The 20,598-nt window shown below is 64.0% G+C and carries 18 protein-coding genes; 11 read left to right on the forward strand and 7 right to left on the reverse strand.

The annotated features are described in order from the left end of the window. Window positions 1-19 precede the first annotated feature (19 nt). Entirely contained in the window at window positions 20-637 is a 618-nt protein-coding gene (locus ACGYLY_RS13275) for a GAP family protein (RefSeq protein WP_395281145.1), read from the reverse strand. Window positions 638-915: 278 nt separating this feature from the next. Here ACGYLY_RS13275 and ACGYLY_RS13280 point away from each other — a divergent pair, with 278 nt between their 5' ends. Next, a complete protein-coding gene (locus tag ACGYLY_RS13280) occupies window positions 916-2,094 on the forward strand; it encodes an AI-2E family transporter (RefSeq protein ID WP_395281144.1) in 1,179 nt (392 codons plus the stop codon). 19 nt (window positions 2,095-2,113) lie between these two features. On the opposite strand, the gene ACGYLY_RS13285 is transcribed toward ACGYLY_RS13280, so the two are convergent. Further along, window positions 2,114-2,899 carry a PHP domain-containing protein gene (locus ACGYLY_RS13285; protein ID WP_395281143.1) on the reverse strand — a complete coding sequence of 262 codons (786 nt, stop codon included), beginning with the start codon at window positions 2,897-2,899 and terminating at the stop codon, window positions 2,114-2,116. A gap of 113 nt (window positions 2,900-3,012) precedes the next feature. Between ACGYLY_RS13285 and ACGYLY_RS13290 the strand changes: the two genes are divergently transcribed. Next, entirely contained in the window at window positions 3,013-3,591 is a 579-nt protein-coding gene (locus ACGYLY_RS13290; RefSeq protein ID WP_395281142.1) for a histidine phosphatase family protein, read from the forward strand. A gap of 86 nt (window positions 3,592-3,677) precedes the next feature. Next, complete coding sequence (locus tag ACGYLY_RS13295; protein ID WP_395281141.1) at window positions 3,678-4,931, forward strand: FG-GAP-like repeat-containing protein; 1,254 nt, start codon at window positions 3,678-3,680, stop codon at window positions 4,929-4,931. Window positions 4,932-5,003: 72 nt separating this feature from the next. On the opposite strand, the gene ACGYLY_RS13300 is transcribed toward ACGYLY_RS13295, so the two are convergent. After that, the gene (locus tag ACGYLY_RS13300; protein WP_395281140.1) at window positions 5,004-5,963 is read right to left on the reverse strand and encodes a hypothetical protein; all 960 of its coding nucleotides are present in this window, start codon (window positions 5,961-5,963) and stop codon (window positions 5,004-5,006) included. On the opposite strand from ACGYLY_RS13300, the gene ACGYLY_RS13305 reads away from it, so the two are divergent. Next, window positions 5,951-7,597 carry a hypothetical protein gene (locus ACGYLY_RS13305; RefSeq protein ID WP_395281139.1) on the forward strand — a complete coding sequence of 549 codons (1,647 nt, stop codon included), beginning with the start codon at window positions 5,951-5,953 and terminating at the stop codon, window positions 7,595-7,597. The genes ACGYLY_RS13300 and ACGYLY_RS13305 overlap by 13 nt on opposite strands. Before the next feature lie 34 nt (window positions 7,598-7,631). Here ACGYLY_RS13305 and ACGYLY_RS13310 read toward each other — a convergent pair whose 3' ends face one another. The 3 genes from ACGYLY_RS13310 to ACGYLY_RS13320 all read right to left on the reverse strand — a co-directional run bounded on the left by ACGYLY_RS13310 (window position 7,632) and on the right by ACGYLY_RS13320 (window position 11,662). Beyond that, the gene (locus ACGYLY_RS13310; protein ID WP_395281138.1) at window positions 7,632-8,036 is read right to left on the reverse strand and encodes a hypothetical protein; all 405 of its coding nucleotides are present in this window, start codon (window positions 8,034-8,036) and stop codon (window positions 7,632-7,634) included. 144 nt (window positions 8,037-8,180) lie between these two features. After that, the gene (locus ACGYLY_RS13315; RefSeq protein ID WP_395281137.1) at window positions 8,181-10,826 is read right to left on the reverse strand and encodes a heavy metal translocating P-type ATPase; all 2,646 of its coding nucleotides are present in this window, start codon (window positions 10,824-10,826) and stop codon (window positions 8,181-8,183) included. Window positions 10,827-10,927: 101 nt separating this feature from the next. Further along, complete coding sequence (locus ACGYLY_RS13320; protein WP_395281136.1) at window positions 10,928-11,662, reverse strand: lysostaphin resistance A-like protein; 735 nt, start codon at window positions 11,660-11,662, stop codon at window positions 10,928-10,930. 199 nt (window positions 11,663-11,861) lie between these two features. On the opposite strand from ACGYLY_RS13320, the gene ACGYLY_RS13325 reads away from it, so the two are divergent. Then, complete coding sequence (locus ACGYLY_RS13325) at window positions 11,862-13,307, forward strand: arylsulfotransferase family protein (RefSeq protein WP_395281135.1); 1,446 nt, start codon at window positions 11,862-11,864, stop codon at window positions 13,305-13,307. Window positions 13,308-13,402: 95 nt separating this feature from the next. Here the strand turns inward: ACGYLY_RS13325 and ACGYLY_RS13330 are convergent, their stop codons facing one another. Then, window positions 13,403-14,434, reverse strand: a complete 1,032-nt coding sequence (locus ACGYLY_RS13330; RefSeq protein WP_395281134.1) for a M48 family metalloprotease — start codon at window positions 14,432-14,434, stop codon at window positions 13,403-13,405. Between the two features lie 101 nt (window positions 14,435-14,535). Here ACGYLY_RS13330 and ACGYLY_RS13335 point away from each other — a divergent pair, with 101 nt between their 5' ends. The 6 genes from ACGYLY_RS13335 to ACGYLY_RS13360 all read left to right on the forward strand — a co-directional run bounded on the left by ACGYLY_RS13335 (window position 14,536) and on the right by ACGYLY_RS13360 (window position 20,554). Beyond that, window positions 14,536-15,594, forward strand: coding sequence for a DUF4129 domain-containing protein (locus tag ACGYLY_RS13335; protein ID WP_395281133.1), 1,059 nt, complete (start codon window positions 14,536-14,538; stop codon window positions 15,592-15,594). After that, on the forward strand, window positions 15,591-16,265 hold the full coding sequence (locus tag ACGYLY_RS13340; protein WP_395281132.1) for a hypothetical protein: 675 nt from the start codon (window positions 15,591-15,593) through the stop codon (window positions 16,263-16,265). Before ACGYLY_RS13335 ends, ACGYLY_RS13340 begins: the two co-directional genes overlap by 4 nt. Then, entirely contained in the window at window positions 16,262-17,536 is a 1,275-nt protein-coding gene (locus tag ACGYLY_RS13345; protein WP_395281131.1) for a DUF58 domain-containing protein, read from the forward strand. The genes ACGYLY_RS13340 and ACGYLY_RS13345 overlap by 4 nt, the downstream gene beginning before the upstream one ends. Beyond that, window positions 17,533-19,017, forward strand: coding sequence for a hypothetical protein (locus ACGYLY_RS13350; RefSeq protein ID WP_395281130.1), 1,485 nt, complete (start codon window positions 17,533-17,535; stop codon window positions 19,015-19,017). The genes ACGYLY_RS13345 and ACGYLY_RS13350 overlap by 4 nt, the downstream gene beginning before the upstream one ends. Window positions 19,018-19,057: 40 nt before the next feature. Further along, window positions 19,058-19,711 (forward strand): hypothetical protein, encoded by a 654-nt coding sequence (locus ACGYLY_RS13355; RefSeq protein ID WP_395281129.1) that lies wholly within the window; start codon window positions 19,058-19,060, stop codon window positions 19,709-19,711. 102 nt (window positions 19,712-19,813) lie between these two features. Beyond that, complete coding sequence (locus ACGYLY_RS13360; protein WP_395281128.1) at window positions 19,814-20,554, forward strand: DUF6293 family protein; 741 nt, start codon at window positions 19,814-19,816, stop codon at window positions 20,552-20,554. The last annotated feature ends 44 nt before the right edge of the window (window positions 20,555-20,598 follow it).

A 20,598-nucleotide genomic window follows, 5' to 3' on the forward strand; every position in this document is an offset into this window, starting at 1 on the left:
TGGAGCGATAGAGGAACGGCTACCTGAGGAGGTTGTTCAGGCTCATGCCGATGAACAGTAAAATCACGGCTTCGCTGACGACCCAGGAGTTATCGTTCATCCACTCGCGCGCCTTCGGTAGCCACGCTTGTGCCCGTTCGCCGAACGTGAGCAGGGTGAGCGACGGGAGCGCCAATAACAGCAGCGTGATCGCGATGAACCCGAGGGAATCCGTCCACGCCAACCCGTTCGCGGCGAGGTAGGACCCGACGGCGACCGAAGTGAGGATGTCGGTGGGGAAGAACCCGAGGAGGAGAAAGCCGAGTCTGAACGCGAAGCGCGGATCCGCGGACGTCAACTTCCCCATCCACTTCGGCGGTTCCGACTCCTCGCGGGTCAGATAGGTGTGCACCATGGCGACGAGCAGGAGGACGAGAACGATGGCCGAGAGGGTGGTGTTCGACCCCCGTTGGCGGTTCGCGCCGATGCCGAGAAAGAAGGCGAGCGAGACGAGCAGGGTGATGGAGAGCGCCGCGCCGAAGACGAACGCGGCGGAGTTCCGACGCCAGTTCTCGCTCGTGGCGAGAAAGATAGCACTGAGGATCTGGGGTCCCGCGATCATCACGAACGCCAGCGGAAGGACTTGGAGAAAACTCATCGTCCCCGCGTTCCGCCGTATCGCACCACTGCTCGACGTTCCCGGCGTCCATACCCCCCGATTGTCGATTTCGAGTCGATCATGTCGCTCCCACTGAGACACGACCGAGCGCGAGCGCCGAGTCGTGCCGTTCGATATACGTAGGTTGGCTAACACGATATCCGTTGCGGTGGTGTCCACGTGGGAGAGACATAAGACGACCGCTGACGGACGAGGACGACCGCTGGCGGATGACCACCGACGGCAGAGCTAACGCTGTCGGTGACGTACGGTAGCATATGGCTGGGAGTGGGGCAAGTTCGGAAGCCATGCGGGTTCGTATCGTTCGGCCGGGGCTGAAGTGGTGGGTCGTCGGCCTGATAGTGTTCGGCATCGTCGCCGCGGTAGCCTACACGTTCCTGCCGTGGGTGATATTCGGCCTGTTCATCTACTACGTTGCGCGACCGATTAACCGATATATCGGGCGTCGAGTCGAGGGGGGGAACGCCTCGGCGGCGTTGTCGCTGTTGCTCATCGTCGTTCCCGTCGTGCTCTTCCTGGGCGTCTTTTTTTCGATAGCTATCGGGCAGTTGGCCTCCTTTGCGAACACGAGCGCGGCGGCGCGCCTGCTCGGCGGACTGCCGAGCACTACGATTCCGAACGACCCGAACAAGTTGCTCGATACGGCGACCACGACGCTCAAGGACCCGTCGGTGCAGTCGGCGCTGACCAGCGCGCAGTCGTTCGTCGGTGCCGTAGCGTCAAGCATCTTCATGCTGTTCCTCTCGTTGCTGCTCGGCTTTTTCCTCCTCGTGGAGGACGAACGCCTCGCTCGGTGGGGAAAAGAGCAACTGCTCGACGGCGACCCGGTGTTCACGGACTACCTCGAAGCGGTCGATTCGGGGCTGAACTCGGTGTACTTCGGGTACACGTTGACCATCTTCGTCATCATGATACTCACCGCGATAATCTACAACCTCTTCAACCTCTTCGCGCCGAACAACCTCCTCATTCCGGCGACGATACTCCTCGCCGTCATCACGGGCATCTTCACGCTCGTCCCGCTGGTCGGGCGCTCCGTCGTCTACATCGCGATATCCGCGTTCCTCGCGTTAGGAGCGATTCAGCGCAACCCAAACGACCTCTGGTACCCGCTGGTGTTCTTCCTGTTCATGACGCTCGCGTTCGACAACGTGGTTCGGACGTACATCCGGCCGTACCTCTCGGGAAAGCTGTTTCACCTGTCGCTGGTCATGTTCGCCTACCTCCTCGGGCCGATACTGTTCGGATGGTACGGCGTCTTTTTGGGGCCGCTCCTGATGGTCGTCGTCGTTCAGTTCTTCCAAGTTGCCGTGCCGCGACTTCGCGGCGAGGAGCGCTCCGGCCGTCTCGACATCGGCCCGACCACGACTCGGGAGACGGACGAGGGATTCGACGACACGAAGCGAGGTGGCGAAGCGACCGACGGCGGGGAGTGACCGAAGAGCGGCCGACAGGTCAGCCGTCGAAATCGAGACTCGGCGGGGAAACGGGGTCCACGTTGACCGTTTCGAGGTGGGTTCCGAGGAACTCGCGGCGGGCACCGACCTGTTCGGGTTCGTGCGAATCGGACCCGACGGTGAACGGAACGTCGTACTCGCGGAGAGTCGAGAAGAAGCGTTCGGTAGGATGGACGATTCCCGCGTCGGTCAGGGCGCGACCGGCGTTGATTTCGGGGACGGTTCGGGACGACGCGAACGCCCGCGCGAGCCGCCGGTAGTGGTCGTCCGTCGCGCGCCCGCGGAGACCGGGGGTTCGCTCTATCAGGTCGGGATGGGCGGCGATGTCGAACAACTCGGACTCGATGAGGGCGGAGAGGTTGTCGAAGTAGCGGTCCACGATGCCGTCGCGTTCGTCGTCCGACATGGCCGCGAAGTTCGAGGGGACCTGCACGTTCATCTCCGAGATGTCGTGGACGCTGCCGATGGCGTAATCGAAGTCGGCGCGTTCGAGGAAGTCGCGTATCTCGGCCTCGTCGCGGGGGTCGTAATCCATTTCGACGGCGTCGTAAATCTCGACGGTCGCGTCCTCGCGCAACTCCTCGATGGCCCGCCGTCGTCGTTCGTACGTGACGTCGAGATTGAATCCCCTCGCGGCGCGAGCGTCCTTCGTGTACTCGCGGGCGGAGACGGTGCAGTGGTCCGCGAACCCGATTCCGTCGAGGTTCGCGTCCTCGGCGGCACGAACCATCCGAAAGAGGAACGTCCCGTCGGAGTAGTTCGAGTGGGTGTGAAAATCTCGCATTCGATAGAAGCGAAGAGGAGGAACGATATAAAATCCGCTGTCGGAAGCGTGAAAATCCGGTGTGGGTGAGCGAGATTCAAAACCCTCATTCCGGAACCGAACGAGGGGACCACATGACGACTATCTACTTCGTTCGCCACGCCCATTCGCCGTGGGTGCCGAACCGCGAGTCGGAACGGCCGCTCTCCGAGCGAGGGCATCGCGACGCAAAGCGCGTCGCGGCGGTGCTCGCGGACGAGGAAATCGACGCCGTGGTTTCGAGCCCGTTCGCCCGTGCCCGGCAGACGGTCCGTCCGGTCGCGGACGACCACGGGGTGGAAATCATCGAGGAGGCGGGCTTCCGCGAACGACAGTTGACCGACGGTCCCGTGGAAACCATCGGCGAAACGTTCGAAAGAGCCATCGATCGGGTCTGGTCGGACTGGTCGTTCGCGTGGCCCGACGGCGAGTCGAACGATGACGCACAGACCCGTGGCCTCGCGGCAGTCGAGCGGACAATCGACCGCCACGCGGGGGAGTCCGTGGTCGTCGGAACGCACGGAAACCTCCTCACGCTCGTCCTGAACGCGTACGACGAACGGTTCGGCGTCGAGTTCTGGCGAACAGACCTGACGATGCCGGACGTGTACGAAGTCGAATTTTCGGACGGGAACCAGGACGACCCGGTAGAAATCACCCGTCGATACGGGTGAGTTGCCCCCGCCTTCCAAACGAACGACTAGTACGCGAGACGAACGATGCGGGCAGTTTTTCCGTTGTCCGTCGGTAGAGTGAACCAATGCGTACCCGAACGATGGCGGTCATCGCGGTCCTCCTTCTCTCCCTCGTCGGTGCCGGGGTGTACGCCGTCACCCAACCGAATCGGCAGGGGCAACTGACGGAGAAGTGGGTGTCCGACACCGACCGGAACACGATCGGAAACCACCACGTTCCGGCGGTGGCGGAGGTGAACGGGTCGAAGCGAATCGTCGTCTCGGTCAACGTCGAGCAGGACAAAGGGACGTGCTCGCTCGTCGAGTTGGACGCGAACGGGACGAAAGGGTGGCAGACGACGATGCCGAAAGAGACCTGCAACATCCACGGCTACGGCGACCCGGTTTTCGCGGATTACGACGGTGACGGCACCCAGGACGTGTTCGTGGCGTCGACCGAGGAGAAGATCCTCGGGTTCTCGGCCGGGGGCGAACGGGAGTTCTCGGGGAACCTCTCGTGGTGGGGCTACACGAAACCCATCGTGACCGACTTTACGCCCGAACCGGGGAAGGAAATCGTCGTCACGGACCTGAACGGAACCGTCTTCGTCTACTCGGAGGACGGAAGCTTAGTCTGGAAGAAACACATCGACACCTCGACCACGGTCGTCGCCGCGCCGGCCGTCGCCGATTTCGACGGCGATGGAACGTCGGAACTCGCCGTCGGTGAGAAAAACGTCACCGTGTACGAACCGGACGGGAGCGTGAAGTGGCGGACGGGAACCGACGGGAGCGTCAACTGGATGACGACCGGACAGACCGACGACGACCCCGCCGTCGAAATCGTCGCGGGAACGTTCAACGGAGCGGTTACCGTTATCGACGGGAAGACGGGAAAAGATCAGTGGTCGAAATCGTTCGACGGAATGGCCGCCGTGAAGTCCGTCGGCGACGGTGACGGCGACGGGCAGGTGGAGGTGTACGCGTCCGGGCTTCACGAACAGGGAGATACGGAAGTCGGGAAGGTCAGGGCGCTCAACGCGAACGACGGGAGCGTCGAGTGGACGACGACGCTGACCACCGAGGACGTCCAGACGATGCCGCCACCGATGCTCGGGGACCTGAACGGGGACGGAAGGAAAGAACTGGTCGCGGTCACCGAAACCGGCAGCGTGTCGGTGATAAATCCGGACACCGGGTCCGTCCTCGCGAACTACGAGCGCACCGTTCCCATCTGGACCCACGTCAAACTGGCCGACATCGACGGCGACGGGAAACCCGAGATACTGGCCGTCTACGGCGACGGACGGGTCGTAGCGCTGGACTACAGCGAGGAATAGGGGACGGCGGACGGGAAGTCGGCGGGCGGAGATCGCCGGACGGGGAGTTCGAATTCGTATTCGACTTCGATTTTACGACGACCGATACCGCGGCACCGAGAGCGCGTTTTTCAGCGGGAGAGAGGCGTAGACGTGTTCGGTTCCCAACGACCCGACGTGGGGGAGTTCTCCGCCCTCCGGGGTGAGGCTGTGGGCGAGGGTGTAACAGAGCGCGTAGTTCAGCCGAAAGGTATCCCGAACCATCCGCTCCGGAAACGCCGCCGTCAGCGCCTCGAAGATATCGCGGCCGCTCTCTTGGGCCGTTTCGCAGTCGGGTTCGGGGAAGAACTTGCGCGAGAAGAAGGAGTAGGCGTGTGGCTCCTCGAAGAAGTCGGGGAGGATGTCCACGATGGAGACGCCGGACGCGCCGATTCGCTCCTCTCGGACGCACGATAGCGCCTCGACGGAACGCACTTCGGGCGCGTCCGCGTTCGGCGAGCGGTGCATGAAGGCTTCGATGCAGCAATCGGGGTAGCCGTGGAGGCCGCCCTGATAGCGTTCGAACTCGCGTTCCGTCTCCTCCACGACGCCGACGACGTTCTGGTGGATGACGTCCTCCGGGTCCGGCGCGTCGCCCTCGCGGAAGAAGTACGCCCGAAGGCCGAAGTCGATGCCGTTCCTGCCGGTCCGGACGAACTCGGGGAGGGTGAGACAGTCGCCGGGAAACGACGAGCGGAGATGTTTCGTCTCCGGCATCGAGCGATACGTTTCGTGGAGGTTGTTCGCCGCGTGTTCGAGCGTGCCGACGGACACCGAATTCAGGTGTACCGATGCGTTCCGAACGGTTTCGTAGGAGTCCGAAAGCGAGTCGATTCGATCGGTGAACGACGCGCCGTCGAGGCTTCGAAGCACCGAGAGCTGATTTTCGAAGTAGCGGTCGCTCATCTGGATGCTCGCACCGTCCTTTCGTCCCATGAGAACGGGCGCGGTTTCGAGCGCGACGAACGACGGGAGCGACGACAGCGCCGCCGCGTCGAACGATGACGAAGACATGGCGGTGGATTGCCGTCACGGGCGCAAATACGTTCTGGGTCGGAGATTCCGGGTGGCTCCTGACGAGCGGAATCGGGCGGTGCCGTTCCGACGCAGAACCGCAGTTGCTTTTCCCGTTCGGCCTCTACGGGCGCACGATGAAGCGTGGAAACGGGAAGCCTCGTAGAACCGGGGGACGGTTACGAGTCCTCCTCGTCGTTCTGTTCGCGCTCGGAGCGGTGCCGGGACTGGCGAGCGCACACCAAGTCCCGTCCTCGAAGTTCGCTTCGCCGCTCCCGCTTCCGCTGTTGTTTCTCGGTGCGGGCGCGACCGTCGCGCTGACCGCGGGATGGCTCGCGTTCACCGAACGGACGCCCGCGGAGAGCGCGCAGCGGACCCGCGTTCTCACCGTTCCGCCGTCGGTTTCGGCGGCGATTCGGCTGACCCTTCGGCTCGTCTTCTTCGCCGGGTTCGTCGCCGCGCTGGTCCTCGGCGTGGTCGGAAAACAAGCACAGGAGGGGAACTTCGCGACCGTATTCACGTGGCCGGTCTGGTTCCGCGGGGTCGCCCTCCTCTCGATTCTCCTCGGAACGCCGTGGGCCGTCCTCTCGCCGTGGCGGACCCTCTATCGCGGGTTCACGTGGCTCGAAGGCGAACGATTGGCCGTCCTCGGGTCCTACCCGAAACGACTCGCCAGTTGGCCGGCGTTCGTCGGGTTCGTCCTCCTCATGGGCATCTTCGAGAACTTGACCTACATTCCGACCAGTCCGCAGTTGACCACCGTCGTTCTCGCGGTGTACGCCAGCCTGATGATCATCGGGAGCGTGCTGTACGGAACGGAGTGGTTCCGGCGCGCCGACCCGCTCTCGGTTCTCTATCGGCTTTTCGGACGGGTTTCCTCCGTCACCATCGACCGGACGGAGGACGGAAGCACGGACGTCTCGCTTCGAGCGCCGTGGCGCGGGAGCGTCGAACCGGTTCGAAGCTTTTCGCTGGTCGCGTTCGTCGTCACCGCAGTCTACACCGTGAGCTTCGACGGGTTCACCAACACGCGGACGTATCAGGACGTGCTGTTCGGCACCCGAGACGCGCTGGGGACGGGGCCGGAAACGAGCGTCCTGCTGTACGCCGTCGGACTGGTCGGGTTTGTCGTCTCGTTCACGCTCGCCAGTGTGCTCGTCGAGCGACTGGGCGGGAGCGAGGGGGCGCGTACGGGACGCATCGCCGACGCGAACACCGACGGTGGACAAGTGGCGGACGGGGACGGACAACCGCTCGCGCCCGGATGGCGCGGGGCCGCACAGGCGTTCGCGCCGACGGTCCTGCCCATCGCGGCTGCCTACGAGGTGGCGCACAATTACACCTACGTGTTCCGCTACGTCGGGCAACTCGTCGCCGTCGCGCTCCACCCCGTCGCGCCCGGCGTCCAAGCGGTGAATCCGCTCGGCTGGCTCTCACTCCCGGCGTTCTGGGGGTCACAAGTCCTCCTCATCGTGGTGGGCCACGTAATCGCGGTGGTCGCCGCCCACTACGTCGCAGTCGAGCGATTCGAAACCCTGGCCGCCGCCCGACGGGGACACCTCCCGTTGGTCGTGCTGATGGTCGGGTACACGGTCCTCTCGCTGTGGATAATCTCGCAACCAGTGGTCTCCTGAAACGGGACGGATCCGACGTCAGAAACGGCGGTGGTCAGCCGTTACGTAGCCACACCGCCGCGACGCCCAGGTACAGCAGTTCCACGACTTTCGTCACCACTCCCAGCGTCTCCGGTTCCTCGACCCCGACGACCGGAAGCCCGACCGTAACGTGAGCGACGTAGAGGACGATGGCGACGGCCGCGATGGCGACGCCGAGCCACCATCCCCACTGCCGATACCGATAGATTCCGACCGCAGCGACCACTGTCGCGACGAAGTCCGCGGCGAAGAGCACGCCGAGGTAGGTGGCTTCCTCCAGATGCTCGGAGACCAAAGCGAGATGAAGCAGCCCCGTGATGAGGACGAGTCCGGCACCCGCAACCGCGAACTGGTGGCGTCTCGATCGGCGATTCGCGTCGGTGGCCGTCGCGTCGGCACGTCGTGCAGAGGTGTTCATGGTCGGTGGCTCCGAAACGGAATTCGACGGGTCGCTCGTCGGATTCTCGGGGTCCCATAGGTCGGGGACGGAAATAGCGCCGCTGGTACGGCCGTCGAAAACGACCGAGAACGGTGACTGGGCGGAGAAGCGAATCGGAAGTGGCTATTCTCGAAGGTTTTCGGGCCGAATCCGCGACAACCGCATCGCGTTGCCCGTGACCGCCGTCGTCATGCCCGCGTCGCCGACGAGGACGGCGGCCCAGATTGGGACGAGGCCGAACGGCACCGCGACGGCGAGCGCGGCTTTCGCGGCGAGGCTCGTCCAGACGTTCTGGCGGATGACGCCGTTCGCGTCGTGTGCGAGATCGTAGACATACGGCAGTTTCGAGAGGTCGTCGGCCATCAGCGCGATGTCGGCGGTTTCGAGCGCGGTGTCAGTGCCGGCGGCACCCATGGCGACGCCGACCGTCGCGGTGGCGAGCGCCGGGGCGTCGTTGATGCCGTCGCCGACCATCGCAGTACCATCGACGTTCGAATCGAGTTCTTCGATGGCTTCGACCTTCTCCTCCGGAAGGAGTCCGGCGCGATACTCGTCCACGCCGACCCGTTCGGCGATGGCCTTCGCCGTCCGCTCGTTGTCGCCCGTGAGCATCACGAGGCGGTCGATACCGAGGTCACGGAGGCGTTGGACGGCGGCTTTCGCGTCGTCGCGCACCTCGTCCGCGACGGCGATCGCGCCTTCGAGTTCGTCCTCGGTTCCGACCAGAACGACCGTCTTCCCCTCGCTCTGGAGCGAGGGAACCGCGTCTTCGAGCAGGTCGAGGCAGTCGTTTCGCTCGCAGAGGTCGCGGGTCGTCGCCGCGGCGGCGACGCCTCCGTCCGTCGCGTGAACGTGGTTCAGGTCGAACCCGAGGCTCTCGAACAGGCCGGGTTTGCCCGCGTAGTGGGTCGTGCCGCTGAGGTCCGCGCGGACGCCCTTGCCCGTGAGGCTCTCGAAGTCGTCGATTTCGTGTTTGGTGACGTTCACGCCGTCCGCTTCGGCGACGATGGCCTCGCCGATGGGGTGTTCGCTCCTCGATTCGAGGCCGTGTGCACAGCGGAGGACGTCCTCCTCGGTGTTGCCGTTGAGCGGAATCACGTCGGTGACGGTCAGTTCGCCCTTCGTCAGCGTTCCCGTCTTGTCGAAGGCGACGGCCTCGACCTCGCCCATCGCTTCGAGGTGGTTGCCGCCCTTGATGAGGACGCCGTTCTTCGCCGCGCTGGTGATGCCCGAGACGACGGTGACCGGCGTGCTGATGACGAACGCGCAGGGACACGAGAGGACGACGAGCGTCAACCCGTAGACGAACCACGTTACCCACGGTTCCGCGAAGAACAGCGGCGGAACGACGGCGACGAGCACGGCGAAGGCGAGAACGACGGGCGTGTAGTAGGCCGCGAACCGTTCCACGAACTGCTCGCGCTCGGTCTTGTTCCCCTGTGCCTCCTCGACCATGTCGATGATGCGCGAGAGGGTGTTGTCGGAGGCGTCCGAGGTGACTTCCACTTCGAGGTAGCCGCCCTCGTTGATGGTTCCCGCGAAGACCTCGTCGCCCGCCGCCTTATCCACCGGGACGCTCTCGCCCGTGATCGGCGCCTGATTGACCGCGCTCTCGCCGTCTGCGACCGTCCCGTCCATCGGGATTTTCTCGCCGGGACGGACCACGACCACGTCGCCGACGGTCACGGCATCGACGGGAACCGTCTCCTCCTCGCCGTCGCGTTTGACCGTCGCCTCGTCCGGCGAGAGGTCCATCAGTTCTTGGAGGGAGTTTCTCGCCTTGTCCATCGAGTAGCGTTCGAGGAGTTCCGCGACGCTGAACAGGAACGCGAGCGTCGCGGCTTCCAAGTAGAGCGACCGTCCGAAACCGACGCTGACCGCGAGCGCGCCGAGGATGGCGACGCTCATCAGCAGGTCGATGTCGAGGTTCCGGTTACGAAGCGAGTAGTAGCCGTTCGTGACGATGGCCTGCCCGCCGACGAGGACGGCCAGCAGGAACGCCACGTCCGCAATCGTGATTTCGATGGTCCCGGCCGAGAGGAGGCCGCCAGCGCCGACGACGGTGGCGTTTTGCCCGACGAGCAGGAACTCGAAGAGCAGACCGAGCGCGACGAAGACGCCGCTGGTCCACGTTTTGAGCGCGCGCGAACTCCGCCAGACGCTCTCCGAATCGAGCGACCCGCCGTCGGTTTCGTCCGCGCTCGTCCCGACGACGTCGTAACCGGCGGTTTCGATGGCCGCCGTCACGTCGCTCACGGACGCGGACGGATCGGTGGTGACGACGACCTTCCCTGTCGTCGGTCGCGTATCGTACGTTCGAAGGCCGGAAACGCCGTCGAGGGCGTTCTCGATTTTTCCGGCACAGGACGCACAGTCCATGTCCGGGACGGAGAGTGTCACCTCCGAGGAGTCGTCTTCGACCGCATAGCCAGCCTTTTCGACCCGATTTTCGACGGCCGCGGCGTCCGTTTCCGTCGCATCGAACTCCACGGTGAGGGTTCCGGTCGTGACCTGCGGGTCGATGGCGTCGATGCCGTCCAGTTTTCGGACGCTGGTTTCGACCTTCCCGGCACAGGAGGGACAGTCCATATCGGGAACGGACAATCGGACGACATCGCGGTTTCCAGCGCCGTCGGCGACGATGTCTCCGTTTTCCGACCCACTGCGCTGGCCGCCGTCGTGGCTCTCGCGGACGTGGTTGCCGTGGTCGTCACTACAACCACACGAACCGGAGTCGGGGGAGGATGGATCCGAACCCGCGTCGTTCATACTCGAACGTAGTCCCCATCGACTTATTAATCCAACTGCTACGAATCGCCGGTTCGTTACGTAGAGATTATTAAAATGAGTGATTCAGATTGTTATCGTGATTACGACGGGATTTGGCCCGTCGCCATGAGGTATTGGAGGCTGAACAGTACCGCATCGTACGCGCCGTGGACGAGGATGGGAACCACGAGGTTGTCGGTGTACTCGTACAGGATTCCGAGGATGAGCGACAGCGTGAACACGGTTCCGATGGAGACGAGTTTTCCGGCCCCCGAGAGCGAGAAGACGTGGACGACGGCGAAGAGCGCGCTCGCCAGAACGATGGCTCGTGCCGGGCGAAACGTTTTGCGCAGGAGTCCCTGAATGAGTCCCCGATACAGCAACTCCTCGCCGGGACCGATGAGGAGGAACGAGAGCGGAATCAACAACAGATAGATGTCGGGGTTTCCGCTCGCCATATCGACGACGGTGTTCTGTGCCGATTGGAGGCCGAGGCGCTGAATAAGTTGTGAGATTATCTGGAGGGCTCCGAAGAGGACGACGAATCCGACGAGGGCCATACCGATATCCCGAAGCGAGGGGACGTGGGCGTGGATGAAATCGAGCCCGAGATTTCGATACGTCAAGTAGCCGAGCGCGATACCGCCGAAGGTCACGCCCTGGAGCATGACGGTACTGATCGCAATGAGAAGCGCGGGTCGGTTCAGAACGTCGATACCGACGGCCGCGAAGGCGAACGCGGCCAGTGCGACGACGACCTGTCCGACACCAAATGCTCCGAACGAAAGGAGGAATCCGACGCCGAACGTCCGAAGCTGGGTACCTGAATTACTCATCCGTGCAGAATACGGACGCACCCTTTCTTCCTCTTTCGGTTGCGGAACGGTAGACGACCACGGAGTGGATTCATCCGAGAAAGCGTATTACTAGTTGTCACATTACTGTCACCGACAGTTCATCTTTTCGCAAAAAATGATAGTTATATCACGCGTTCGGTCAAAACCGGTATATTTTCGGAACTAATAGTGGGGGGTAATGGTATCAAAGCGGATGTGTCGGCTCTTCTTCGCCGGACTGGTGATACTATCCGGGGTCGCGGTCGTGAACTCGTACGCCTCCACCCCCGGCAGTTCCGCGGATTTCCGCGGCAAATCACAGTCCGAGATTAGGGCCGAAACGGGTCAAATGGTTCCCCCCCGTCAGAACATCACCGTCATCGCAACGGACTCCAACTCGTGGCTCGGCCGGGAAGCAAGCGGTCCCCGCGCACGGGCGGAACTCGTCGCGTTCAACCCGAACGGGTCGATTCTGTACTACAACGACTCCCATACACGCTACTGGGACGTGGACCCCGTGAAGGGGACGGCGGCCACGGTCGAATACTCGTACGCGGACCACCTGAAGAAGGCGGAGTGTCCGACCGACTGGAATCTCTCGCGTCGAAACGTCGACGAAAAGACGTGGAACGAGTACATGAAAGTTCACGGCGAGGTGGACGCGTGTACGCGAAACGGAATCGAGCGCGTCAACCTGACCACGGGTGAAGTTACCGACGTCTGGTCGGAGGCCACGCCGGGAAAGGAAGCGACGCGCTATCACGACGTGGACCGTCTGAATAAAACGCACTTCGTCGTGGCGGACATCTTCCTCGACCGGGTGTTCATCGTGGATACGAGGGACGGACAGGTCGAGTGGACGTGGAACGCGAGCGACGCGTTTTCGACCAGCGACACCGGCGGGCCGTACCCGGACGACTGGACGCACATCAACAACGTTGAAGTCCTCGACGACGGTAGGATCGCCGTCAGCGCCCGCAACAACGACCGAGTGCTGTTCCTGAAGCGCGGGCAGGGCCTGGTGAAGAACTGGACGCTCGGTGAAGAGGACAACTACGACATCCTCTACGAGCAGCACAACCCCGACTTCATCGAGGAGGACGAGGGCGGTCCGGCCGAACTCGTCGCTGACTCCGAGAACAACCGCGTGGTCGAATACCAGCGCGAGAACGGCACGTGGGAGCGGACATGGACGTGGCAGGATTCGAAGACGCAATGGCCCCGCGACGCGGACCGCCTCCCGAACGGCCACACACTCATCACCGACTCGAACGGCAATCGGGTTTTCGAGGTGAACGAGAAGGGTAAAATCGTGTGGGACGTGCAGATAGCGTTCCCGTACGAAGCCGAACGGCTCGGAACCGGCGACGAGAGCGCCGGCGGGCCGAGCGCTAAAAAGGCCGGTCTCGAATCGAGGTCCAACGGCGTCGTCAACAAGTTCTGGATCGGCGTGAAGGACGCCATCCCCGGCAAGTACCTCAACGGCCTGATGTACATCACGCCGGTCTGGATCGGCGTTCCCGAACTGTTCGCCGTCCTCATCGGCGTCCTCTCGCTCGTGACGTGGGGGCTGTTCGAACTGAAGTGGCGAGGCGTCTTCACGTCGGTCCGGCAACGAATCGAGTCGCTGAACGAAACGCGGTAGCTCGATTCGGCACGCGAATCGAATCACCGAGTAAAACGCACGAAATTCGGTATCGACCGCTCGTTTTTTCGGCAGAAAGGGGACACCGAGACCGTTCAGTGGTTGGATTCGGCCGCGAGCGAGCGAAGGCCGTCGAGGCGATCCTCGATTTCCGGATGGGTTCGCACTGAAATCGGGAGCGAATCGAACGCGCCGCCCTCCTCTCCGAATCCGCCGGGAAGGAAACAGAGCTGTTTGACGCCGTCGACGGCGCGTGCGTCACGGTCGGGCGCGGATGATCCATCCGTGCCGAGCGTCCTGAGCGCGGACGCCATCGACGCCGGACTGCCCGAAAGCGTCGCCCCCGCGCGGTCGGCGATGAACTCCCGGTCGTGTGAAAGCCGCCCCGCGAGCGAGACGACGGGCATCACCAGCAATCCCAGCGCGACCCCGCCGAACAGCAGGACGAAGGCAACGAGGAGGACGTACGTGACGGTGTATCGGAGGCCGAACAGCGGCGCATCGATGACCGCCGCGCTCGGAACGTAGAGGAGGGCGATTGCGACGAGCCACGCGGTTCGGCGGGCCGAGCGGCCCAACCCGAGGTCTTCGAGCAGGGAGTAATCGCCCGCCACCGCTGGGAGGAAGGTCGCCAAGGTCAGCACCGTCGCGTCGCGGTTTTTGACGTGGGCGAGTTCGTGGGCGAGTACGGCGTCGAGTTCGTCCGCGGAGAGCGCGGCGAGAAGGCCGGTCGAAACGACGACTGTCGCACGTCGGGGGGTTCCGACGGTGAAGGCGTTCGGAACGTCCCTCTCGGTGACGGCGACGGTCGGGACGGCGACGTCCGCTCCGGCGGCGAGCCGTCGGACGCGGGCGAGCAAATCCGGATACTCCTCGTCGGTGACGACGGTCGCATCCACCTCCGAGAGGGCCTCACGGCGGGTGTATCGCAGTTGTGCCCACGCGACGACCGCGGTTGCGGGGACGACCAGTGCCAGCCATCCCAAACCGGACGGGAGGGCGGTCGCGATTGGAGCGAGCCACGGACGGAGGAGGAACGCGACACAGCCCACGAGCAGGAAGTCTGCAATCAGCACGCACGCGAGGGTGGCGACGATTCGCCGAGTCAGAGCGGGATCTCGTGACATGTCGTACGTAACCTGTCGAGCCCACACCACATGAATGTTGGTTCAAGGATGTGTTCAGTGAGGAGAAGATATTTGCCGGATGGGGAAGAACCCCAACACCAGTGGAACGCAATCGCCTCCGCGCCGCCCTCATCGCCCTCTGTGTCCTCGCGGTCGTTTTCGGCGCGTCGCTGTTTCCCGCCACCGGATTCGGGTCGTATCCCGCCGGGCCGGGGGGCGGCGATCGCGCCGTGAATCCGGGGGTACCCGACTCCGGTAGCAACTCGGCCGCCGGTAGCGGGAACCCGTCAGATGTAGGACCGGTGCAATCGACGACGGTACAGACGACTGACAGCGAGTCGAGCGACGCGTCGGCCAATTCCGGGACGGCCACCACGACGACCACGACCGTCGCGGATGCGTCGCCCGACTCGTCCGGCGGTACGCCGCTCCTGCGAACGCTGGTGAAACTGGGTGGACTCGTGGTTCTCGGCGGACTCGTCGTCCTCGGCATCGGCTTTCGAACGGGAAACGTCGCGCTCGACGGCACCGGCACGATACCCCTCACCGTTCGCGGGGTACCCGTCGGCGAACTCGTCGGGAAGATCCCCGCCCGCACGATGGGACTCGTCGTGGGGTTTTCGGCGTCGATTCCGCGGCTCGCAGACGACGCACTCGACCTCCTCGCCGAGGTCGGACGCGGCCTCTCCGCGAGTACCGTCGGACTCGGGTCGGCGCTCGGACGGACGGTGGCCGTCATCGGACGGGGTTTCAGCGGGACGCTCCTCGCCATCGGGAGCGTCGGAAGCGGCCTGTTTTCGATCCCAAGCGCGCTCTCCCGGCCGACCCTGTCGGGGCGTTCGAAGGGGAACTCCGGGAATCGAGCCGCGACGAACGAGGGAACCGCCACGGCGGAACCCGAGGAGCGCGGACCGCCGAGCATCGAAGAGGCGTGGGAATCCATGACCGAACACCTGTCGGTCAGGCGTCGGCGGACGAGGACGCCCGCCGAGTACGCACGGGAAGCGACGGAACGCGGCTATCCCGCCGACGCGGTGCGACAGTTGACCGACGCCTTCCGTGAAGTTCGGTACGGGAGTTTCCCGCCGACGGCGAAGCGGACGAAACTCGCCCGCGCGGCGCTGGACAAAATCGAGCGATTCAGGGAGGGAGACGAATGATGCGCTTCGTCGGACGCACCATCGGACGAGCCACCGGGCGTGTCGGAGCGGTGTTCAGGGACGGTCGGACCCGTGAACGACTCCTCCTCGGTCTCGGTATCTGTTCGCTGGTACTCTCGTTCGCCACGGTGTTCACACCGTGGGCCGTGCCGGAAGCGACGGTCAAACCGCTGGTCGGGTGGATAGCCGCTCCGACGACGATTTTCGTCCTCGCCGGAGTTGGCGGACTGTTGGCTATCTGGTCGCTCGGCGGCGACGTGACGGGCGAGCGTGAGGAAGTCTGGCGACCAAAACTCGAACCGGAGCGGGCACACTACTACGAGCATCGGACGAGCGGGTCGGAGGTGGACGAAGGACTCGGCCTATCCGGAAACCTCGGGCTGAAACCCAGGGAGCGCCGCAGTCGGCGGGCGACGACGCGTCGCCACGTCAGACGCGCCGCGATAGAGACGCTCCGTTCGGAGGGCTACACGAGGAACGAAGCCAGAGCGCGAATCGAAAACGGGTCGTGGAGCGACGACCCGCGGGCGACGGCGTTCTTCGGCGCGTCGAGCGCGAACATCCCGCTTCGGACGCGTATCGTCGATTGGGCGCAGGGGGAGACGTTCGACCGCCGCGCCGAACGGGCGGTATCCGAACTGCAATCCCGAAACGGGGGTGAGTCTCGATGAGCAAGGGTCCCGAATTGAACGCCGGAATGACGGTCGCCCTCCTCGCCGGTGCGGCGGGCGTCGTCACCGGGAACACCGTGATGTTCCTCTCCGCCGTCGTCGGGTTCGTCTACGCGGCCTACCAGTTCACGTCAGGGACGCCGGACATGAACGTCGAACTCGATCGCGATGTGGAAGAACGGTCGCCGCGACCGAGCGAGGACGTCACGGTTACCCTCACGGTGGAAAATCGCGGCGAGGACGCGATTGCGGACCTTCGCATCGTCGACGGCGTGCCGGAGCGATTGGCCGTGGTCGATGGGTCGCCGCGCCACGGGACGAGTCTCGGACCCGGTGAAACCGTCTCGTTCTCCTATACGGTTCGAAGCCAGCGCGGAACGCACGAGTTCACGCCGACGACGCTCGTCGCCAAATCCACGAGCGGGACGAAGGAAGTCCGCGAGGAACGGACCCTTCCCGCGACGATGACCTGCGACACGTTCGTCGAGGACGTGCCGTTGTCGAAGTTGACGACCCCGACGCCGGGACACATCGAGACGGACGCAAGCGGCGAAGGCATCGAGTTCCATTCGACGCGCGAGTATCGGCCATCGGACCCAATGAGCCGAATCGACTGGAAGCGGTTCGCCCGGACGCGGAAACTGACGACGGTGAACTTCCGGGAGAGTCGCGCGGCGACCGTGATACTTCTCGTGGACGCCCGCCCCGCCGCCTGCATCGCTCGCCGGTCGGGCGAACCCGACGCCATCGACCTCTCGGTGTACGCCGCGGAGCGAATCGCCAACGCGCTCGTCCGGCAGAACGACCGCGTCGGTCTGGCCCTGTACGGCCCACAGGAGTTGTATCTCCCGCCCGACGGCGGACGGGAGCAGGTCGCCCGCGTTCGCGGAGCGTTGGAGGAAGTCGAGACGCCGGACGAACTGTCGGGCGTCAGCGGACTGTTCGGTTCGAGGCAGAAGGAGCGAACGATGGAGCGGCGGTTCAAACGCCTTCGAAAGCGGCTCTCCTCGGACACGCAGGTGATATTCCTCACACCGCTCACCGACGATATCGCCGTGGACGTAGCGAAGTGCTTCGACGCCTACGGCCACGCGGTGACGGTCGTCGCGCCGGACCTGACGGGGACGGAGACGCCCGGCGGCGCGGTGTCGGACATCGCACGGACGAAACGGCTGAACGAGATTCGACGGGGCAGCGTCCGAACCATCGACTGGTCGCCGGACGAACCGCTCGCGACGGCGGTCGAAAAGAGCGCGAGGTGGTCCGCATGAACGGCGAAGTGAACCACAGTTCGACGCGCTTCGGCGGCGCACTGGCCGCCGTTATCGCGGCCTGTGCGGCGCTCCTCCTCGGTTGGGGAACCGGCAACCTCGCCAGCGTCGCAGCGGGCGTCGTCGGCGCGGTCTGTATCGCGCTCGGCGCGATGGGAATGCAGTCGGCGGCGAACGAGCGACGGGCGGCGGCGAGCCTCGGCATCATCGCCGGGGTGATTGCGCTCACCATCAGCCTCGGTCGGGGGACACCGCCGTTGTTCTCACTCCTGCTCGGACTCGGCGTGACGGCAGTCGCCCTCAACGCGACCGTCGCCCTCTCTTCGGGAGTCAGCTATCCGGTCTACCTCATGCTCCGTCGGTCGCTCGCGGTGTTGGCCGTCGGGACGCTTCTCGCGATGTGCATCCACGCGACGGTGTTCAGAACGCTCGGCGGAGTGGGGAGCGCGATACTCGTCGAAACCGTCACATCGAGTACGCTCGCCATGCTCATCAGCCTGCAAATCGGCTGTTTGGTGGCCGTCGAACTCCTCCATTGGGTCGTTCCGATACTAGACGACTGGCTCCCGTCGACGGCGAACCTCCGCCATCGGATCCTCGAACCGTTCGGGTTCCGACTCGAAACGGTGCCGACGGCGTATTGGGTGTTTCTCGCGATGCAGATCATCGTGGTGTTCTCCGACTGGGGGCCGCGCTGGTTCGACGGACTGCTCACAGTGCTGTCGGTGTTGGGCGACGTGATCCGACTGGTGATCGGTTCCGGCGTGCTTCAAACCGCGGTTGGAGCAGTCATCCTGTTCGAACTGGTCGTTCTCGCCGCGCGCGGCGCACAACACGTCATCATCGCGTGGATGGGCGACGAACCGCCGCAGACGCTCGCGTTCGCGACGGGGGGAATCGCCGCCGTCGCGTTGGCCGCCGTCGTCGCGGTAACATCGGCACTCTTCCCGACCGTCGGGGCGAGGTTTGCGAGTGCGGAACCGTGGGGACTGGTGGAACAACTCGGTCCGGCGACGGTCATCACGGGCGGCGTGACCGGCGTGCTGTTGCTCCTCGTGTTGGTGCAAGTCGTGGCCGTCTTGGCCGTCCGTCCGTGGGTCGCCCTCGATTCGGCGAGCGGGTTCGCGTTCGGCGGTGCGGCCCTCTTCCTCGGGGCGCTCGTCGCCGCGGGATTGAGTGCGCCGCCGGTCGTCGTCTTCTGTGCGGTCGGTGCCGCCCTCGTCGTCCGCGACGTCGGCGACCACGCCGCGGAGGTCGGACTGCAAATCGGCCGATCCGCGAAAACGCGTCGAGGGGAGATCGCCCACGCGACCGGTGGAATTCTCGTCGCAGGTCTCGGCGTCGGTCTCGCGGTCGGGACGCTTTCGTTCGTCGGCCCGGTGTCGCTTCCGACGAGTTCGTGGCGTGCCTACCTCGCGCTCGTCCTCCTGTTGGTAGCGGTCGTATCGTTCACGGTACTCCTCGCAACCGACTCTGAATGACGAAACATTTATTTCGAAACCAGCGTTAGTTTGATATAACATGGATCCCGGCCGGGCTCGATTCGCCGACTCCTCGCACGAGTTCGCGCGTTATCTGCACGAACTCAAAAAACGGGGAAGCAACCTGCTCGTCACGGGAAACGTCCCCGATGACGTTACGGTACGGGCAACGCAGACGCTGTTCGGGCAGGGCAGTCGGCGGTATCGAGTTCTCGCACTCCTCGATGCGACCAATCGGATTCCGGAGTCGCTCTCGATCGACGAGGACCATTTATGGGTGGTCAACCGGGCCGGCGAAGAGCGCTCGATCCCGGCGAGCGCGTCGGATACCGTGTCAGTGGACGATCCCGGCGATCTGGATTCGGTTCGGCGCGAAATCGCCACCGCGGCGGAGTTCTACGACGACAGGTTCGGCGAACTCGGACCCTCCGAACTCAGAGTCGGAGTTGATTTGGGTGCCGAGGAGGATCCCGAGTCTATCGAGCGGTTTCTCGACGAAACGGCCGAGATCGTCGTCGAACACCGCGGAATGGCCCACTATCACCTCCCGAAACCGGACGACGATCCGCTCGTCGATACGCTTTCGCCGCTGTTCGATGCCCGTATCGAACTCCGGCAGGAACCCGGCCAGCCACCCGAACAGCGGTGGCACGTCCCCGCGTTCGGGAAGACGACCATCTGGGTACGACTGTAACGTTCGAAGTCGAAATGGGGGTTCGAAAGGCCGTTCTCCCCCGATGGTGGATCACGGTGAAGATCTAGCGGTTTTAACGGGTCGCACGCGAACGGGTTCGCTATGCAATCCATCGACGAGGTACACATCGCTCCGCTCGGGTTCGAGTACGACCGGATTTTGGGTCCCGTCAAGCAACACGGGGTCGATATCCTCTATCTCCTCGAACACGATGGACCGGCGTCGGAGCGACCCGACTATCACGAGGCGCTGAAAGAGGAACTCGAAGCGGAGGGTATCGAAGTCCGGTCGCGGACGGTCGATCTGATGGACATCTACGACGTGTTGGGGATCGTCACGACGCTCGTCTCCGAACACGAAGACGACATCGTTCGAGTGAACGTCGCGAGCGGGTCGAAACTCTCCGCGGTCGGTGCGGCGATCGCCTGCATGGCGACCGATGCGACGGCGTACTACGTCCATCCCGAGGGATATGCACACGCGGACAGGGACGAACGCCAGAGCTACGGGTACGTCGGAGAGGAGGTGGTTCCGACGTATCCCATCGAATCGCCGACCCACGACCAAGTGTCGGTGATGAACTATCTCGAAGAGGCGAACACGGACGTGTACACGCCGAAGAAAAAGGACCTCATCGACTACTCCGAGGACGAGGGCCTGTCGTACATCGCCGACAGCAATCCGGCGAACGACAAGGCGAAGTTCGCCCTGCTGAACGCAAACATCGTGGACCCGCTCGAACGGGACGGCTATATCGAGGTACAAAAAGTCGGACGACAGAAGCAGGTGACGCTGACCGAGACGGGACACGACGTACTTCACGCGTTCCGGCACAAACTGTAAGGGCTGAAATCGACCGACGGGAGGGGATAGTATTCTACGTAGAT

Source organism: Haladaptatus sp. CMAA 1909 (assembly GCF_043952005.1).
Classification (GTDB): Archaea; Halobacteriota; Halobacteria; order Halobacteriales; family Haladaptataceae; genus Haladaptatus.

Coding starts and splice junctions, on each gene's coding strand:
- ACGYLY_RS13275 (WP_395281145.1), bottom strand. CDS start 637: ATGAGTTTTCTCCAAGTCCTTCCGCTGGCGTTCGTGATGATCGCGGGA.
- ACGYLY_RS13280 (WP_395281144.1), top strand. CDS start 916: ATGGCTGGGAGTGGGGCAAGTTCGGAAGCCATGCGGGTTCGTATCGTT.
- ACGYLY_RS13285 (WP_395281143.1), bottom strand. CDS start 2,899: ATGCGAGATTTTCACACCCACTCGAACTACTCCGACGGGACGTTCCTC.
- ACGYLY_RS13290 (WP_395281142.1), top strand. CDS start 3,013: ATGACGACTATCTACTTCGTTCGCCACGCCCATTCGCCGTGGGTGCCG.
- ACGYLY_RS13295 (WP_395281141.1), top strand. CDS start 3,678: ATGCGTACCCGAACGATGGCGGTCATCGCGGTCCTCCTTCTCTCCCTC.
- ACGYLY_RS13305 (WP_395281139.1), top strand. CDS start 5,951: ATGACGAAGACATGGCGGTGGATTGCCGTCACGGGCGCAAATACGTTC.
- ACGYLY_RS13300 (WP_395281140.1), bottom strand. CDS start 5,963: ATGTCTTCGTCATCGTTCGACGCGGCGGCGCTGTCGTCGCTCCCGTCG.
- ACGYLY_RS13310 (WP_395281138.1), bottom strand. CDS start 8,036: ATGAACACCTCTGCACGACGTGCCGACGCGACGGCCACCGACGCGAAT.
- ACGYLY_RS13315 (WP_395281137.1), bottom strand. CDS start 10,826: ATGAACGACGCGGGTTCGGATCCATCCTCCCCCGACTCCGGTTCGTGT.
- ACGYLY_RS13320 (WP_395281136.1), bottom strand. CDS start 11,662: ATGAGTAATTCAGGTACCCAGCTTCGGACGTTCGGCGTCGGATTCCTC.
- ACGYLY_RS13325 (WP_395281135.1), top strand. CDS start 11,862: ATGGTATCAAAGCGGATGTGTCGGCTCTTCTTCGCCGGACTGGTGATA.
- ACGYLY_RS13330 (WP_395281134.1), bottom strand. CDS start 14,434: ATGTCACGAGATCCCGCTCTGACTCGGCGAATCGTCGCCACCCTCGCG.
- ACGYLY_RS13340 (WP_395281132.1), top strand. CDS start 15,591: ATGATGCGCTTCGTCGGACGCACCATCGGACGAGCCACCGGGCGTGTC.
- ACGYLY_RS13345 (WP_395281131.1), top strand. CDS start 16,262: ATGAGCAAGGGTCCCGAATTGAACGCCGGAATGACGGTCGCCCTCCTC.
- ACGYLY_RS13350 (WP_395281130.1), top strand. CDS start 17,533: ATGAACGGCGAAGTGAACCACAGTTCGACGCGCTTCGGCGGCGCACTG.
- ACGYLY_RS13355 (WP_395281129.1), top strand. CDS start 19,058: ATGGATCCCGGCCGGGCTCGATTCGCCGACTCCTCGCACGAGTTCGCG.
- ACGYLY_RS13360 (WP_395281128.1), top strand. CDS start 19,814: ATGCAATCCATCGACGAGGTACACATCGCTCCGCTCGGGTTCGAGTAC.